The sequence below is a fragment of the Mycobacterium sp. E2699 genome (assembly GCF_001666745.1).
Lineage (GTDB): Bacteria > Actinomycetota > Actinomycetes > Mycobacteriales > Mycobacteriaceae > Mycobacterium.
The window spans coordinates 41,907-57,032 of record NZ_LZJH01000143.1; the positions used below are offsets into that span (position 1 = coordinate 41,907).

Sequence of the window (15,126 nt, forward strand, 5' to 3'; positions counted from 1 at the left end):
AGGCCGCGAGCCGTCCCTCAGCTAGCGGCGATCATCGCCACCGAGCCCATGGCCATCACCATGCCGACCCCCTGCAGGCGGCTGACCCGCTCGCGCAGCACCACCATCGCCAGCACCACCGTCGCGGCCGGATACAGCGAGATCAGGATGCTGGCCAGCGAGAGCAGCCAGGTGTGCAACGCCAGCAGCATCGTCACGTTGGCGCAGATGTCCAGCAGGGCCACCGTGAGCGCCATCTTCATCGGCTTGCCGCGCGGTAGCCGCAAGTTGTTGCTCATTGCCGACATCCCGAACACCACGATCGTGGCGGCCAACCGGGCGAACACCAACGGCCACAGCTTGGTCGCATGAGGCGCCTGGTGCAGGAACACCATGTTGAGTCCCATCGCCGAGCCGGCCAGCACGGTGAGCCAGGCCACCTTCGGGGTGAAGCGATACGGCGTCACGCCGTCGGCGGTGGCCTCGCGGCTCACCAACGTCACCGCGATCAGCGCCAGGACGACGCCCACCGAGGCCGCCTGGCCCGGTCGCTCCCCCAGCGCCACACCTACCGCCACGGGCACGGCCGCGTTCAGGACGGCGGCAAGCGGCGAGACCACCGAGATGGGTCCGGAGCCGAGCGCGGCGAAGAACGCCCACATCCCGAACGCCATGCCGATGCCGTACAGACTGCCCCAGATGATCGCGCCGGACTGGATCGGGCCGCCCACGCCGATCGCCAGCACGCCCAGTATCAGTGCCTCGAGCGGGTAGGCCACGAGCATCACCCGCAGCGCGGCCACCCGTCGAGCGGCGACACCGCCCACAAAATCGCTGACACCGTAGGTGACGGCCGACAGCTGGGCGTAAGCCGCCCCGATCAGTTCATGCCCTTGGCTCGCCGACCCAGCTCTCGATGCAGTTCGCGATTGGCGTCGCGACGGGCCATGTCCTGGCGCTTGTCGTAGGCTCGCTTGCCGCGCGCGAGCGCGAGCTCGACCTTGACCTTTCCTTCGGAGAAATACAGAGACATTGGCACGAGCGCGAGGTTACCATCTCGGATCTTGCCGACCAGTCTGTCGATTTGTTGCCTATGTAACAACAACTTTCGATTGCGACGGGGCTCATGGTTGGTCCAGCTACCATGCTGATACTCGGGGATGTACAGGTTGCGCAACCACACCTCACCGTCGTCGACGGTTGCGAACGCGTCGGCCAGCGACGCGTGGCCCTGACGCAAACTCTTGACTTCGGTGCCCTGTAAAGCCACTCCCGCCTCGTAGAGCTCCTCAATCGAATAGTTGTGGCGCGCTTTGCGATTGGTGGCCACGATCTGTTTGCTGCCGCGCTTGCCGCCCGCCGCCTTGCCGCGGCTCGAGTCTTTGGCCACGGCTACCGCCGCACGTACAGGCGCAAGGTCGCGTAAGCGGTCGCCCCGGCCATCGCCAGGCCGAGCAGAAACAGCCACGGGGCGATGTAGAGGATGTCGGCATAGTCGATCTTGGCGATCAAATGAGCTTGGTAGAACTGGCTCAACGCGTTGTCGAGGAAGAACGCACGCACCAGAACCAAGCCGACGACGGCGATCACCACGCCGATCGTGGCGGCCACCATCGCCTCTACCAGGAAGGGAAGTTGGGTGTACCAGCGGCTGGCCCCGACCAGACGCATGATGCCGATCTCGGTGCGCCGGGTGTACGCCGCGACCTGAACCATATTGGCGATCAATAGAATCGCGCCGACGGCCTGCACGAGCGCGACGGCGAAGGCGGCGTCCCGCAAGCCGTCCAACACGGCGAACAGCCGGTCGATCAGCTCTTTTTCGTTCTGGATGCCGCGCACCCCCGGCTGGCCGCGCATGGCGTCATCGAAATCCCGGTGTTGTTCGGGGTCGTTCAGCTTGACAACGAAAGATGCTGGAAAAGCGTCTTTTCCGGCGACGTCCTTGTACTCCGGGAACTTTCGGATCGCATCGTTGTAGGCGTCCTGCTGATTGATGAACCGCACCGACTTGACGTCTTGTCGCGCATCGATCTTGTTCCGCAGCGCTTTACACGGGCCGGACGAGCAGGTCGGATCGTTGGCGGAGATGTCTTCGGTGAGGAAAACCTGGGTCTCGACGCGGTCGAGATAGATCTCGCGGGAGTTGTCCGCCAACCGAACCACCAGCAGGCCGCCGCCGAACAGGCCGATCGAGATCGCCGTCGTCAGGATCATCGCGGCCGTCATGGTGACGTTGCGACGAAGGCCGGTCAGGACCTCGTTGAGCAGGAAGCCGAAGCGCACTTAGCGGTCCATCCCGTAGATGCCGCGCTGCTCGTCGCGGACCAGCCGGCCCAGCGACAGCTCGACGACCCGCTGCCGCATCGAGTCGACGATGTGGTGATCGTGGGTCGCCATCAGCACCGTCGTGCCCGTCCGATTGATCCGCTCCAACAAATCCATGATGTCCTTACTGGTGTCCGGGTCGAGGTTGCCGGTCGGCTCGTCGGCCAGGAGCACCAGCGGCCGGTTGACGAACGCGCGGGCGATCGCCACCCGCTGCTGCTCACCACCCGACAACTCGTGGGGCAGCCGGTTGGCCTTGCCGGACAGGCCGACCGTCTCGAGCACGTCGGGAACCACGCGATTGATCGCGTCCCGGCGCTTGCCGATGACCTCCAGCGCGAATGCGACGTTTTCGTACACGGTTTTCTGCTGTAGCAGCCGGAAATCCTGGAACACGCAGCCGATCACCTGGCGCAGCTTCGGGATGTGGCGTCCGGGCAGCTTGTTGACGTGAAACTTCGACACCCGGATGTCTCCGGCGTTCGGGGATTCCTCACCCAGCAGCAGCCGCATGAACGTCGACTTGCCCGAGCCCGAGGGCCCGATCAGGAAGACGAATTCACCCTTGTCGATCTTGACGTTGATGTCGTCCAGCGCCGGGCGCGCCGACGCTTTGTACTTCTTGCTGACATTGTCAAGGGTGATCATCACGGCACGCCAGTGTAGCGGTGAATTTCGCTGGCAAGCGAAGTCAGCTCGCCGGCAGTGGCGAACTCGGCGCCGGGCCCGGCCCCGGCTGGGGCAGCTGCGGCGGGGTCGGCGTGGGGCTGGTGCTCGGCGGGCAGAAGGGCGGCGGCAACAGGCATGGCGGCGTGGGCAGCTGGAACGGCGGCGGCGCGGTGGTGGTCGTCGACGTGGGCGGCGGCATCGTGGTGGTCGGCGGGACGGTCGTCGTCGGAGTCGGAGTGAACGTGACGGTCGGCGGCGGCTGCTGCACCCGGCTGCGCGGCACCCAGGTGTAGTTCGGGTCGGGCACGAACCCCGGCGGCACCACCTGGGGGGCCGCCGGCTTGGGAGCAGGTTCCGGGCGGTACGTGTCGTAGACCCACCACACCGCGAAGAACGCGACGATCAAGACCAGCGTCGACGTGCGCATCCGGCCGCCGAAGAGGTGGCTCCAGCGCCGCTCGGCACCCCCGGCACGCTTCTCGAGGATGTTCAGGGTGAGCTTCAACGCCGCTGCACCGCCGCACCCTCATCCGCGCCGTCGGACCGCGCCTCGGCGGCCTGAGCCACCGGGACCGAGGGATCGTCGACCAGCCCCACCGTCGCGTCGGCCGCGGTCATGATCCCGACGCGGGCCAGAGCGCGGATGACCAGGACGCGCAGCTGCCTGCCGACCTCGAACTGTTTGCCGGGCAGGGTGCGGGCCACCACCCGCAGGGTGACGGTGTCGACCTCGATGCTTTCCACGCCCATCACCGTGGGCGGGTCCAACAGCAATTCCCCCAGCACCGGGTTGTCCATCGCGCGGTCGCATTCCTGGTGCAGCACCTCGTTGACGCGGTTGAGGTCGGCGGTGGTCGACACCGGGATGTCCACCACCGCACGCGCCCAATCCTTGGACAGGTTGACCACCTTGACGATCTGCCCGTTGGGGATCGTCAACACCTCGCCGTCCGGCGAGCGCAGGCGGGTGACCCGCAGCGTCACGTTCTCCACCGTGCCGCTGGCCTCGGTCGACGCGACGACGGTGAGGTTGACCAGGTCTCCGAACCCGTACTGCTTCTCCACCAGAATGAAGAAGCCGGAGAGCAGGTCTCGCACCAGTTGCTGGGCACCGAAACCGAGCGCCGCGCCCACCACGGTGGCCGGCGCGACCAGGCCGCCCACCGAAAACCGCAGGATGTCGGCGATCTGCAGCATGACCCAGATGCCGATGATCACCACCGAAACCCAGGAGATCACCGACGCCACGGCCTGCCGGTGCTTGGTGGCCTCCGAGCGCACCAACGCGTCGCTTTCGGCGAAGCCCACGTCGAGCCGGCGGGTGACCTGTTGCGCCACCCAGTTGACGAACCGGGCCGCGAGGACCGCGGCGATGAGCACCATGACGATCCGCAGACCGCGGGTGATGATCCATTGACCGGCGTCGCCGCGCCAGAAGTCGTGCCAGCCCAGCGCCTTGATGGTCGCGGTGGAGGCAAGAACAGTCGTGTTAGTCAGCATCTTTTCGGTTGCGCCACCGGATCCCCGCTTCCAGGAATCCGTCGATGTCCCCGTCCAGAACGGCGGTCGGATTGCCCACCTCGTACTCGGTTCGCAGATCCTTGACCATCTGATACGGATGCAGTACGTAGGAGCGCATCTGGTTACCCCAGGAGCTGCCGCCCTCACCCTTCAACGCGTCCAGCTCAGCGCGCTCTTCTGATCGCTTGCGCTCCAACAACTTTGCCTGAAGCACTCGCATTGCCGAGATCTTGTTCTGCAGTTGCGATTTTTCGTTCTGGCAAGTCACCACGATACCCGTCGGGATGTGGGTTAAACGAACCGCCGAGTCGGTGGTGTTCACCGACTGGCCGCCGGGGCCGCTGGAACGGTAGACGTCAACGCGCACATCGCCTTCCGGGATGTCGATGTGATCGGTGGTCTCCACCACCGGCAGCACCTCGACTTCGGCGAAGGAAGTCTGGCGCCGGCTCTGGTTGTCGAACGGGCTGATCCGCACCAGCCGGTGCGTGCCCTGCTCGACGGACAACGTGCCGTAGGCGAACGGCGCATGCACCGCGAAGGTGGCGCTCTTGATGCCCGCCTCCTCCGCGTAGGAGGTGTCGAACACCTCGACCGGATACTTGTGCTGCTCGGCCCAGCGGACGTACATCCGCATCAGCATCTCGGCCCAGTCGGCGGCGTCCACCCCGCCGGCGCCGGAACGGATTGTCACCAGCGCCTCGCGTTCGTCGTACTCACCCGACAGCAGCGTGCGCACCTCGGTGGCCTCTATATCGGCGCGCAGCGCCTTGAGTTCGGCGTCGGCCTCCGCCAGGGTGTCGGCGCCGCCCTCACCCGCTTCGGCGGCCAGCTCGTAGAGCACCGGCAGGTCGTCGAGGCGCTGCCGCAGCTCCTCGATCCGGCGCAGCTCGCCCTGCGTGTGAGACAACTCGCTGGTCACGCGTTGGGCGCGGGTCTGGTCGTCCCACAGTTTGGGGTCGGAAGCCTCCTGCTCCAGCTTCTGGATGCGGGTGCGCAGACCGTCCACGTCGAGCACCCGCTCCACCGTGGTCAGGGTGGAGTCCAGGGCGGCGATGTCGGCTTGACGGTCGGGTTCCACAGGCGCCCACGTTACCAATGCTCAGGTCGTGGCCCGGGCGGCAGCGTTTAGCATCAAGTGACCAGCCCCACAGCACAGAAGGCTCGAGGACATGCGCCCGCCTCACCGGTATTACATAGCGATCGTCGGCTCCGGGCCGTCGGGATTCTTCGCCGCGGCATCGTTGCTCAAGGCGGCCGACGCGTCGGAGGACATCGATGTGGCCGTCGACATGCTGGAGATGTTGCCGACGCCGTGGGGGCTGGTCCGCTCCGGCGTCGCCCCCGACCACCCGAAGATCAAGTCGATCAGCAAGCAGTTCGAGAAGACCGCCGAGGATCCGCGCTTCCGCTTCTTCGGCAACGTGGTGGTGGGCGAGCACGTCGAGGCGGGTGAGCTTGCCGAGCGCTATGACGCGGTGATCTATGCCATCGGGGCCCAATCCGATCGGTCGCTGAAGATTCCGGGCGAGGACCTGACCGGCAGCATGGCCGCCGTCGAATTCGTGGGCTGGTACAACGCGCATCCGAGCTTCGAGCACAACACCCCCGACCTTTCGGGCGCCCGGGCCGTCGTCGTCGGCAACGGCAACGTGGCGCTCGACGTCGCGCGCATCCTGGTCACCGACCCCGCGGTGCTGGGGCAGACCGACATCGCCGACCACGCCCTGGAGTCGCTCCGCCCCTGCGGTGTCGCCGAGGTGGTCATCATCGGCCGGCGCGGCCCCCTGCAGACGGCGTTCACGACGCTGGAGCTGCGCGAGCTCGCGGACCTCGAGGGCGTCGACGTGATCGTCGACCCGGCTCAGCTGGAGGGCATCAGCGACGAGGACGCGGCCGCGGCGGGCAAGACGACGAAGCAGAACATCAAGGTGCTGCGCGACTACGCGCAGCGGGCGCCGCGGCCCGGGCATCGGCGAATAGTCTTCCGGTTCCTCACTTCTCCGATCGAGATCAAGGGTGACGGCAGGGTGGAGAGCATCGTGCTGGGCCGCAACGAGCTGGTCACCGACGAGAGCGGCTGGGTGGCGGCCAAGGACACCGGCGAACGCGAGGAACTGCCCGTCCAGTTGGTCGTGCGTTCGGTCGGTTACCGCGGTATGCCCACCCCGGGGCTGCCGTTCGACGAGAAGACGGCGACCATACCCAACACCGCGGGCCGGGTGGAGGGCAGCCGCAACGAGTACGTGGCCGGGTGGATCAAGCGCGGACCGACGGGCGTGATCGGCACCAACAAGAAGGACTCCCAGGACACCGTCGACACCCTGCTGGGCGATCTGGCCCGCACCGAGCAACTCCCCGACTTCCCCCCCGACCACGCCGACAGGCTGGCCGACTGGCTGGCGGCACGGCAGCCGAAGCTGGTCACCTCCGCGCACTGGGAGATCATCGACCGCCACGAACGAGCGGCCGGCGAACCGCACGGGCGTCCCCGGGTCAAGCTGCCCAGCCTGGCCAAACTCCTGGACATCGGGCACGGCTGACCGGGCGGTCAAAACCATTGGCGATCAAGCGAATACGGATAGCGGGCCACGCCGAGTTTCACCAGTAGGCGCGCCACGTGCCTGCGCACCACCTCTTCGTCCAACTTCGTGCGCTCGGCGATCTGCCGGTTGGTCAGGCCGTCTCCGAGCAGGCTCAGCAGCGCGCGGTCCCGGTCGTTGAGGGCCCAGACCCCTTCGCCCTTCTCGGCGATCCGCCACAGCCTCTCCATCAGCGCGGCCGTGGCCCGCGGGTCGAGCAGCGATCGCCCGGCGCCGACATCCTTGATGGCGCAAGCCAATTCCATGCCCTTGACGTCTTTGAGGACATAGCCGCTGCCGCCGGCCAGGATCGCATACAGCATGGCCTCGTCGGCGGTGTGCGACGTCAGGATCAGGCAGCGCAGCTCCGGCGTGGACGACAACAGATCCCGGCACAGTTCCACGCCGTTCCCGTCGGGCAGCCAATCGTCGAGCACCGCGACGTCGGCACCGACGCCCGGGATCTTGGTCATCGCCTCGGCGACGGATCCGGCCTCCCCCACGCAGTGGAGTTCGGGGTCCGCGCACAGCAGATCCGTCAGGGCGCGCCGCACCGCCACATGATCGTCGACCAAGAAGAAACCCACGCTCACACGAGTCCCCGCCGCCGGCCTCTACAAATTGCTCGAACGCGTGACGAGAATGGAGCTTCCCGCGTTGTGCGCGCCGCACAGGTCGTGGCACGCGCGCGCGTCGGTGACGAAAAGCTGATCCGGCCCGTGGTCGGCGGCCAGAAACTCCACGACGCTCCCCCGTACGATGGCGCACTCGACCTGCACATCGGGGTACCGCCGCGTCCACCGGGCAATCCGGCGTCTCAGTTGCGCCTGCGCCGAACGCTTGGTGTCGGCGTCATCGGGTCCCGTGGCGTGGGATACCGCAATCACTCGCAGCGGGGCGCGGCGCAATCTTGCTTCCTCGAAGGCTTGGCGCAGCGCCCCTGCTTCGTCCGCTTGCACCGTGACGCGAGCGACCTTGGCGGTCGCCCGCCTGCCCCTCGGGCGCGGGATGACTGCGACGGGGCACAGCGCCGACGAGGCGAGGCTCGAGGAAAGCGAGCCGACGCCATGGGCGGCGTGGTTGAGCCCGATGGATCCGACACACATCATCTCCGCCGACCTGGATTCTTCGATCAGGTTGGCGAGCGGCCTCCCCCAGAGGATTTCGGTTTCGACCTTCGCCGGTTGCCCGGTCGCATCGATCGCCCGATGCGCGTCTTGCAGTGCCAGACGGGCGGCCGCCAACCGGCCCTTGCGATCCCCGGCAGGAGCAGATTCCGGTGGCTCGATCACGTAAACCAGTCTCAGCGGTATGTCGCGGCCGACCGCCTCGTCGACCGCCCAGCGGGCCGCCGCAATGGCTGCCTTCGATCCGTCGACACCAACGACGACGGTCGGAGCTGAATCACGCATCCGCATCTCCTGCGCTGCTCGGAACTGCCACATCATCGTTACGGCCTCCCCGTAAGGTATTGCCGGGTGCGGCGGTAACCCCAGGGGCGTTAGGTTCACAAATGGGGGCCATTGGTCCCTATCTAGGGCTCGCGGCCGCATTGCCGCCCCTGGCCCGCCGCCCCACCCGAAGGACTCGCGGGTTCCCGTCGCAGGGCGTCACTTCGCCGCAACCGCACTGTTTCGCCGACATCGGATTCGGGTGCAGCAGAATTCGACGGCGCTTCGGGCTGCGACCGCTTTTCTTTAGGTATCGCTTCCCGCATTGCGCTGAATTCGGCCATTTTCGGTGAGCGGCATTGGATCGGGCCGACACGCTGGACTTTTGGTGCTAAATCTCCACTACTGGCGCGAAACCGCGCCTACATTCTTATCACCACCGCGCCGACGCGGCGCTGGCGGGTAAGTGCCGAATCGGGATCGGCACGGTTCACCACGTACACCAACAGGGAGACCTGACAATGGATTACGCCCTTTTCCCGCCCGAAATCAATTCCGCTCGTATTTACAGTGGCCCGGGATCGGGCTCGCTAATGGCGGCCGCTGGAAGCTGGGATTCGCTGTCCGCCGAATTGGGCAGCACGGCCGAGACCTACGAATCCGTGCTCTCGAGCCTGACCACCTTGCACTGGCGCGGCCCGGCGTCCGATTCGATGACGGCGGCGGCCGCCCCTTACGTGCAGTGGCTGACCACGACCGCCCAGCAGACGAAACAGACGGCCATGCAGGCCAGGGCCGCGGCGACGGCGTTCGACCAGGCGTTCGCCATGACGGTGCCCCCACCGCTGATAGCGGCCAATCGGGCGCAGCTGCAGGCCCTGATCGCGACGAATTTCTTCGGCCAGAACACGGCGGCGATCGCGGCGACCGAGGCGCAGTACGCCGAGATGTGGGCCCAGGACGCGACCGCCATGAACGGCTACGCCGTCAGCTCGGCGGCGGCTTCCCGGCTGGCCTCGTTCTTGTCCCCGCAGCAGACGACCAACCCGGACAGCGTGATCGAGCAGAACGCAGCGGCCAACCAGGCAGCCGGCGGCCCACTCGCGAACGTGTATTCGCTGTTTCAGCAGTTGACTTCGCAGCTGGGAAACGCCCTCAACCTCAGCCCCGTTCCCATCAGTACAAACCCGCTCAGCGTGCTGGATTCCATCCAGCTCGTGAACACCGCGATCCAGGGGACCGGAACCATGGCGGGGATCCCGGCATCGCTGAGCGCCAATACGGCCAATCTCTTCGGCATCCAAGCGAATATGGCGTATCTGGCCGGCCTCTCGGGGCCTTCCCCGGCGCTCGGGCCCATAGGGCTCGGCGAGCTGAGGGATGCCGCCAGCGCGACGGGACCCGGCGGTATGCCTAACGCGATCACCGTGAGCATGGGCCGGGCGAACACGATCGGTCCGATGGCGGTGCCGGCCGGCTGGTCGGCGCCGTCGGCCACCCGCGTCGCGGCGCTGGAGCCCGCCGGCCTGACCACGCTCCCGGGAACCGACGAGCTCGCCGGTTCCGGTTATCCGGGCGTGCCCGGGATGCCGGCGGGCACGATGGCGCGGGCCTCGGGCGTGCTGCCGCGCTACGGGACCCGGCTCACCGTGATGACGCGCCCGCCCGCGGGCGGCTAGACGGCCGGCGGCTCGGCCGGCGCGAGCCGCCAGTTGTCCGGATTCTTCGGCGAGTACACCACCGGGAGCAGCTGGCCCATGGTCGGCCAGTGCTCGACGTCGACCGCCATGCGCTGGTAGACGGCGTACTCGCTGACGGTCGGCCCGTTGATGACGCCGGCGATGGTGACGTACTGCTCGCCGGCGGCGTCCGGCCGCGGGCTGACCCCGGTCACCAGCAGCGTCCCGCTCGCCAGCTCACCGCGTGGGCCGCGCGGAATGAACCGCTGGGCCAGGAACACCCCCAGAACCGCCACCAGCAGGATCAGCACTCCGAATTCCCACACCCGGCCATGGTAGGACTGCTCCCATGGGTCGCGACGATCTCGCGCTGGCGCTCGCGCTGGCGGACCGCGCCGACGCGCTGACCGCCGCCCGGTTCGGCGCGTTGGACCTGCGCGTCGACACCAAACCGGACCTGACGCCGGTGACCGACGCCGATCGCGCGGTCGAGACCGACCTGCGCGGGGCGCTGGGACGCGAACGGCCCGACGACAGCGTCGTCGGCGAGGAATTCGGCGGGACCGCCACCTTCAGCGGCCGGCAGTGGATCATCGACCCGATCGACGGCACCAAGAACTTCGTGCGCGGGGTGCCGGTGTGGGCCAGCCTGATCGCGCTGCTCGTCGACGGCGTCCCCGCGGTGGGCGTCGTGAGCGCGCCGGCGCTGCACCGCCGTTGGTGGGCCGCGCGAGGCTGTGGCGCGTTCGCCGCCGTCGGCGGCGGCCCACCGCGACGGCTCACGGTTTCTTCGGTGGCACAACTGGATTCGGCGAGCCTGTCGTTCTCCAGCCTGTCGGGATGGGCGCAACGCGGCCTGCGCGATCGCTTCATCGGGCTGACCGATGCGGTGTGGCGGGTCCGCGCCTACGGGGACTTCCTGTCCTACTGCCTGGTCGCCGAGGGGGCGGTGGACATCGCCGCCGAACCGGAGGTCTCGGTGTGGGACCTGGCGCCCCTCGACGTCCTGGTGCGCGAGGCGGGCGGGGCGTTCACCGACCTGGACGGGACCCCGGGCCCGCACGGTGGCAGCGCCGTCGCGACCAACGGACATTTGCACGAGCAGGTGCTTTCCCTCCTGCGGGCCTAATCTTTGTGAATTAGTTAACACGCAGTCCCAACTATCTTACTCCGGAGTAAGATAGAGATATCCGCATCGCCCCAACGACAGAGGCTGCTGACATGACCGACACTCGCTCCGGTTCACAACAGACGAAGACCCCCCGCCCACGGCCGAAACGGCGCGGCCGCAAGACCGGCGTCGGGCTGCAACCGCACAAGCGGACCGGCATCGACATCACCCTGGCGCTGCTCACCCCCCTCGTCGGCCAGGAGTTCCTGGACAAATACCACCTGCGCGACCCGCTCAACCAGGGCCTGCGCTACGGCACGAAGACCATCTTCTCCACCGCCGGCGCGGCGTCCCGCCAGTTCAAGCGGGTCCAGAACCTCCGCGGCGGGCCGACCCGGCTCAAGTCGAGCGGCAAGGACTACTTCGACCTGACCCCCGACGACGAGCAGAAGATGATCGTCGAGACCCTCGACGAGTTCGCCGCCGAGGTGTTGCGTCCCGCGGCGCATGACGCCGACGAGGCCGCGACCTACCCGCCGGATCTGATCGCCAAGGCCGCCGAGCTGGGCATCACCGCGATCAACATCCCCGAGGACTTCGAGGGCATCGCCGCCCACCGCTCCAGCGTGACCAACGTCCTGGTGGCCGAGGCTCTCGCGTACGGCGACATGGGCCTGGCGCTGCCGATTCTCGCGCCCGGCGGCGTGGCGTCGGCGCTCACCCACTGGGGCAGCGCCGACCAGCAGGCCACCTACCTGCACGAGTTCGCCGGCGAGAAAGTGCCGCAGGCGTGCGTCGCCATCGCCGAACCGCAACCGCTGTTCGACCCCACCCGGCTGAAGACGACCGCGGTGCGCACCCCGAGCGGCTACCGGCTCGACGGCGTGAAATCGCTGGTCCCCGCCGCCGCCGATGCCGAGCTGTTCATCGTGGGCGCCCAGCTGGACGGCAAGCCCACGCTGTTCATCGTCGAGTCGTCCACCAAAGGCCTTGCGGTCAAGGCGGATCCGAGCATGGGGATTCGGGCGGCGGCCCTGGGCCGGGTCGAGCTGTCCGGGGTGTCGGTGCCGCTGGGTGCGCGGCTCGGCGAGGACGAGGCTTCCGACGAGGATTACTCGGAGGCGATCGCGCTGTCCCGGCTCGGCTGGGCCGCGCTGGCGGTCGGCACCTCGCACGCGGTGCTCGACTACGTCGTCCCCTACGTCAAGGAACGCGAGGCCTTCGGCGAGCCCATCGCGCGCCGCCAGGCGGTGGCCTTCATGTGCGCCAACATCGCCATCGAACTCGACGGCCTGCGGCTGATCACGTGGCGCGGCGCCGCCCGCGCCGAACAAGGCCTGCCGTTCACTCGCGAGGCCGCGCTCGCCAAGCGGCTCGGCGCCGACAAGGGCATGCAGATCGGCCTGGACGGCGTGCAACTGCTCGGCGGCCACGGCTACACCAAGGAGCACCCGGTCGAACGCTGGTACCGCGACCTGCGGGCCATCGGTGTGGCCGAGGGCGTCGTCGTTATCTAGGTCGTTATCGCACTCGAGCCGAAAGACCAATCATGGCAATCAATCTGGAACTCCCTCGCAAGCTGCAGGCGGTCAGCGTCAAGACCCACCAGGGCGCCGCCGAGATGATGCGGCCGATCGCGCGCAAGTACGACCTCAAGGAGCACGCGTACCCGGTCGAGCTGGACACCCTGATCAACCTGTTCGAGGGGGCCTCCGAATCGGTCGCCTTCGCCGGGGCCGACGCGCTGCGCGACGAGGACGAGGACAGGGACCGAAACCACAACGGCGCCAACATGGCCGCGCTGCTGCAGACGCTGGAGGCCAGCTGGGGTGACGTCGCGATGATGCTGTCGGTGCCCTATCAGGGGCTGGGCAACGCCGCCATCTCCGCGGTCGCCACCGACGAGCAGCTGGAACGCCTGGGCAAGGTGTGGGCGGCGATGGCCATCACCGAACCGGGCTTCGGGTCCGACTCCGCGGCGGTGTCCACCACCGCCAAGCTGGACGGCGACGAGTACGTCATCAACGGCGAGAAGATCTTCGTCACCGCCGGCTCGCGCGCCACCCACATCGTGGTGTGGGCGACGCTGGACAAATCGCAGGGCCGCGCCGCGATCAAGTCGTTCATCGTGCCGCGCGACCACCCCGGCGTCACCGTCGAACGGCTCGAGCACAAGCTCGGCATCAAGGGGTCCGACACCGCGGCGATCCGGTTCGACAACGTGCGCATCCCGAAGGACAACCTGCTGGGCAACCCGGAAATCGAGGTCGGCAAGGGCTTTTCGGGGGTGATGGAGACCTTCGACAACACCCGCCCGATCGTTGCCGCCATGGCCATCGGAGTCGGCCGCGCAGCACTGGAGGAGATCCGCAAGATCCTCACCGAGGCCGGGGTGGAGATCTCCTACGACCGGCCCTCCCACGCCCAGAGCGCGGCCGCCGCCGAGTTCCTGCGGATGGAGGCCGACTGGGAGGCCGCCTACCTGCTGTCGCTGCGGGCGGCGTGGCAGGCCGACAACAAGATCCCCAACTCCAAAGAGGCGTCGATGAGCAAGGCCAAGGCCGGCCGGATGGCGAGCGACGTCACCCTGAAGTCCGTCGAGTTGTCCGGCACCGCAGGCTATTCCGAGCAGTCACTGCTGGAGAAGTGGGCCCGCGACTCCAAGATCCTGGACATCTTCGAGGGCACCCAGCAGATCCAGCAGCTGGTGGTCGCGCGCCGCCTGTTGGGGCTGTCGTCGGCGGAGCTCAAGTAAGCGCCGGCGGCCGGCCGGTGCGCGACACGGTACGGCCACCGCGTGGACAGCGATCCCTCGGGTGCGGTTAGCGTCGTCGGTATGGACACGTTTCACGCGCTCGTCGCGCGCCAAGATGGTGACCGGATTACCGCGTCGGTCGAGACGCTGAACCCCTCGGACCTGCCGCCCGGCGAGGTGACGATCCGGGTGCAGTACTCGAGCGTCAACTTCAAGGACGCGCTGGCGCTGACGCCGGGCGGCGGCGTGGTCCGCAATTACCCGGTGGTGCCGGGCATCGACCTGACCGGCGAGGTCGTCGAGTCGCACTCCCCCGACTTCGCCGTCGGCGACAAGGTGCTGGCCCACGGGTATGCGATCGGCACCGGCCACCACGGCGGCTACGCCGAGTACGCGCGGCTGCCGGCCGACCAGGTGGTGGCGCTGGGCGACCTGACGGCGCGCGAGGGCGCCGCCATCGGGACCGCCGGCTTCACCGCCGCGATGAGCGTGCGGGCGTTGATCGACTGGGGCCTGCAACCCGGCGCCGGGTCGGTCGTCGTCACCGGCGCCTCGGGCGGCGTCGGCTCCGTGAGCGTGGACCTGCTGGCCGCCGCCGGCTACCGGGTGGTCGCCTCCACCGGCAAGGAGCAGGCGGCCGGGCTGCTGAAAGAGCTTGGCGCCGCGGAGGTTATCGGGCGGTTGCCCGAGGACCCCGACGCCAAGCCGCGACCCCTGGCCAAGGCGCGCTGGGCGGGCGCGGTGGATTGCGTGGGCGGGGCGACCCTGGCCGATGTGCTCAGCGCCGTCGACTACGGCGGGGCGGTGGCCTGCTGCGGCCTGACGGGGGGCCCGGCGCTGCACACCACGGTGATGCCGTTCATCCTGCGTGGCATCGCGCTGCTCGGGATGGACTCCGTGCTGATGCCGATCGGCCGGCGCCGCAAACTGTGGGCGCTGCTGGGCGATTCGTCCCCCGCAAGCGGGAGGTACCCCCAGCGGCCCCGCCACCTGGAGTCGGTGATCCACGAGGTCGACGTGAAGGACGTCGTCGGGGTGCTCGACCAGCTGCGCGCCGGCGCCTTCTCGGGCCGGGCGGTGGTGCGGGTCGCCGACGGGTTTTGAGTCGGCA

16 protein-coding genes are annotated in these 15,126 nt (G+C 68.1%); 6 read left to right on the forward strand and 10 right to left on the reverse strand.

Annotation, left to right across the window (positions count from 1 at the left end):
• Positions 1 to 17: 17 nt before the first annotated feature.
• The 7 genes from A5696_RS23820 to prfB all read right to left on the reverse strand — a co-directional run bounded on the left by A5696_RS23820 (position 18) and on the right by prfB (position 5,578).
• Positions 18 to 767, reverse strand: coding sequence for an EamA family transporter (locus tag A5696_RS23820; protein WP_197517064.1), 750 nt, complete (start codon positions 765 to 767; stop codon positions 18 to 20).
• A 92-nt stretch (positions 768 to 859) separates the two neighbouring features.
• Entirely contained in the window at positions 860 to 1,369 is a 510-nt protein-coding gene (gene smpB, locus A5696_RS23825) for an SsrA-binding protein SmpB (RefSeq protein WP_067883447.1), read from the reverse strand.
• Positions 1,370 to 1,371: 2 nt separating this feature from the next.
• Positions 1,372 to 2,265 carry a permease-like cell division protein FtsX gene (gene ftsX, locus A5696_RS23830; protein ID WP_067883448.1) on the reverse strand — a complete coding sequence of 298 codons (894 nt, stop codon included), beginning with the start codon at positions 2,263 to 2,265 and terminating at the stop codon, positions 1,372 to 1,374.
• A complete protein-coding gene (gene ftsE / locus A5696_RS23835) occupies positions 2,266 to 2,955 on the reverse strand; it encodes a cell division ATP-binding protein FtsE (RefSeq protein ID WP_067883548.1) in 690 nt (229 codons plus the stop codon).
• 43 nt (positions 2,956 to 2,998) lie between these two features.
• Complete coding sequence (locus A5696_RS27395; RefSeq protein WP_082956653.1) at positions 2,999 to 3,481, reverse strand: hypothetical protein; 483 nt, start codon at positions 3,479 to 3,481, stop codon at positions 2,999 to 3,001.
• Complete coding sequence (locus A5696_RS23845; RefSeq protein WP_067883450.1) at positions 3,478 to 4,476, reverse strand: mechanosensitive ion channel family protein; 999 nt, start codon at positions 4,474 to 4,476, stop codon at positions 3,478 to 3,480. Before A5696_RS23845 ends, A5696_RS27395 begins: the two co-directional genes overlap by 4 nt.
• The gene (gene prfB, locus A5696_RS23850) at positions 4,466 to 5,578 is read right to left on the reverse strand and encodes a peptide chain release factor 2 (RefSeq protein WP_067883451.1); all 1,113 of its coding nucleotides are present in this window, start codon (positions 5,576 to 5,578) and stop codon (positions 4,466 to 4,468) included. The genes A5696_RS23845 and prfB overlap by 11 nt, the downstream gene beginning before the upstream one ends.
• Positions 5,579 to 5,669: 91 nt before the next feature.
• On the opposite strand from prfB, the gene A5696_RS23855 reads away from it, so the two are divergent.
• Positions 5,670 to 7,040, forward strand: a complete 1,371-nt coding sequence (locus A5696_RS23855; protein ID WP_067883452.1) for an FAD-dependent oxidoreductase — start codon at positions 5,670 to 5,672, stop codon at positions 7,038 to 7,040.
• Between the two features lie 8 nt (positions 7,041 to 7,048).
• Here the strand turns inward: A5696_RS23855 and A5696_RS23860 are convergent, their stop codons facing one another.
• Together A5696_RS23860 and A5696_RS23865 are read right to left on the reverse strand one after the other, a co-directional pair.
• Entirely contained in the window at positions 7,049 to 7,672 is a 624-nt protein-coding gene (locus tag A5696_RS23860) for a response regulator (protein ID WP_369803386.1), read from the reverse strand.
• A gap of 21 nt (positions 7,673 to 7,693) precedes the next feature.
• Positions 7,694 to 8,527 carry a universal stress protein gene (locus A5696_RS23865; RefSeq protein ID WP_231964578.1) on the reverse strand — a complete coding sequence of 278 codons (834 nt, stop codon included), beginning with the start codon at positions 8,525 to 8,527 and terminating at the stop codon, positions 7,694 to 7,696.
• Between the two features lie 464 nt (positions 8,528 to 8,991).
• Between A5696_RS23865 and A5696_RS23870 the strand changes: the two genes are divergently transcribed.
• Positions 8,992 to 10,149, forward strand: coding sequence for a PPE family protein (locus A5696_RS23870; RefSeq protein ID WP_067883453.1), 1,158 nt, complete (start codon positions 8,992 to 8,994; stop codon positions 10,147 to 10,149).
• Here the strand turns inward: A5696_RS23870 and A5696_RS23875 are convergent.
• The gene (locus tag A5696_RS23875; protein ID WP_067883454.1) at positions 10,146 to 10,475 is read right to left on the reverse strand and encodes a hypothetical protein; all 330 of its coding nucleotides are present in this window, start codon (positions 10,473 to 10,475) and stop codon (positions 10,146 to 10,148) included. The genes A5696_RS23870 and A5696_RS23875 overlap by 4 nt on opposite strands.
• Before the next feature lie 23 nt (positions 10,476 to 10,498).
• Between A5696_RS23875 and hisN the strand changes: the two genes are divergently transcribed.
• The 4 genes from hisN (at position 10,499) to A5696_RS23895 (ending at position 15,119) form a co-directional block, all read left to right on the forward strand.
• A complete protein-coding gene (gene hisN, locus A5696_RS23880; protein ID WP_067883455.1) occupies positions 10,499 to 11,278 on the forward strand; it encodes a histidinol-phosphatase in 780 nt (259 codons plus the stop codon).
• 92 nt (positions 11,279 to 11,370) lie between these two features.
• Positions 11,371 to 12,777 (forward strand): acyl-CoA dehydrogenase family protein, encoded by a 1,407-nt coding sequence (locus A5696_RS23885; protein WP_067883456.1) that lies wholly within the window; start codon positions 11,371 to 11,373, stop codon positions 12,775 to 12,777.
• A gap of 32 nt (positions 12,778 to 12,809) precedes the next feature.
• Positions 12,810 to 14,015, forward strand: a complete 1,206-nt coding sequence (locus tag A5696_RS23890; RefSeq protein ID WP_067883457.1) for an acyl-CoA dehydrogenase family protein — start codon at positions 12,810 to 12,812, stop codon at positions 14,013 to 14,015.
• An 81-nt stretch (positions 14,016 to 14,096) separates the two neighbouring features.
• On the forward strand, positions 14,097 to 15,119 hold the full coding sequence (locus A5696_RS23895; RefSeq protein WP_067883458.1) for an acryloyl-CoA reductase: 1,023 nt from the start codon (positions 14,097 to 14,099) through the stop codon (positions 15,117 to 15,119).
• Positions 15,120 to 15,126 lie beyond the last annotated feature (7 nt).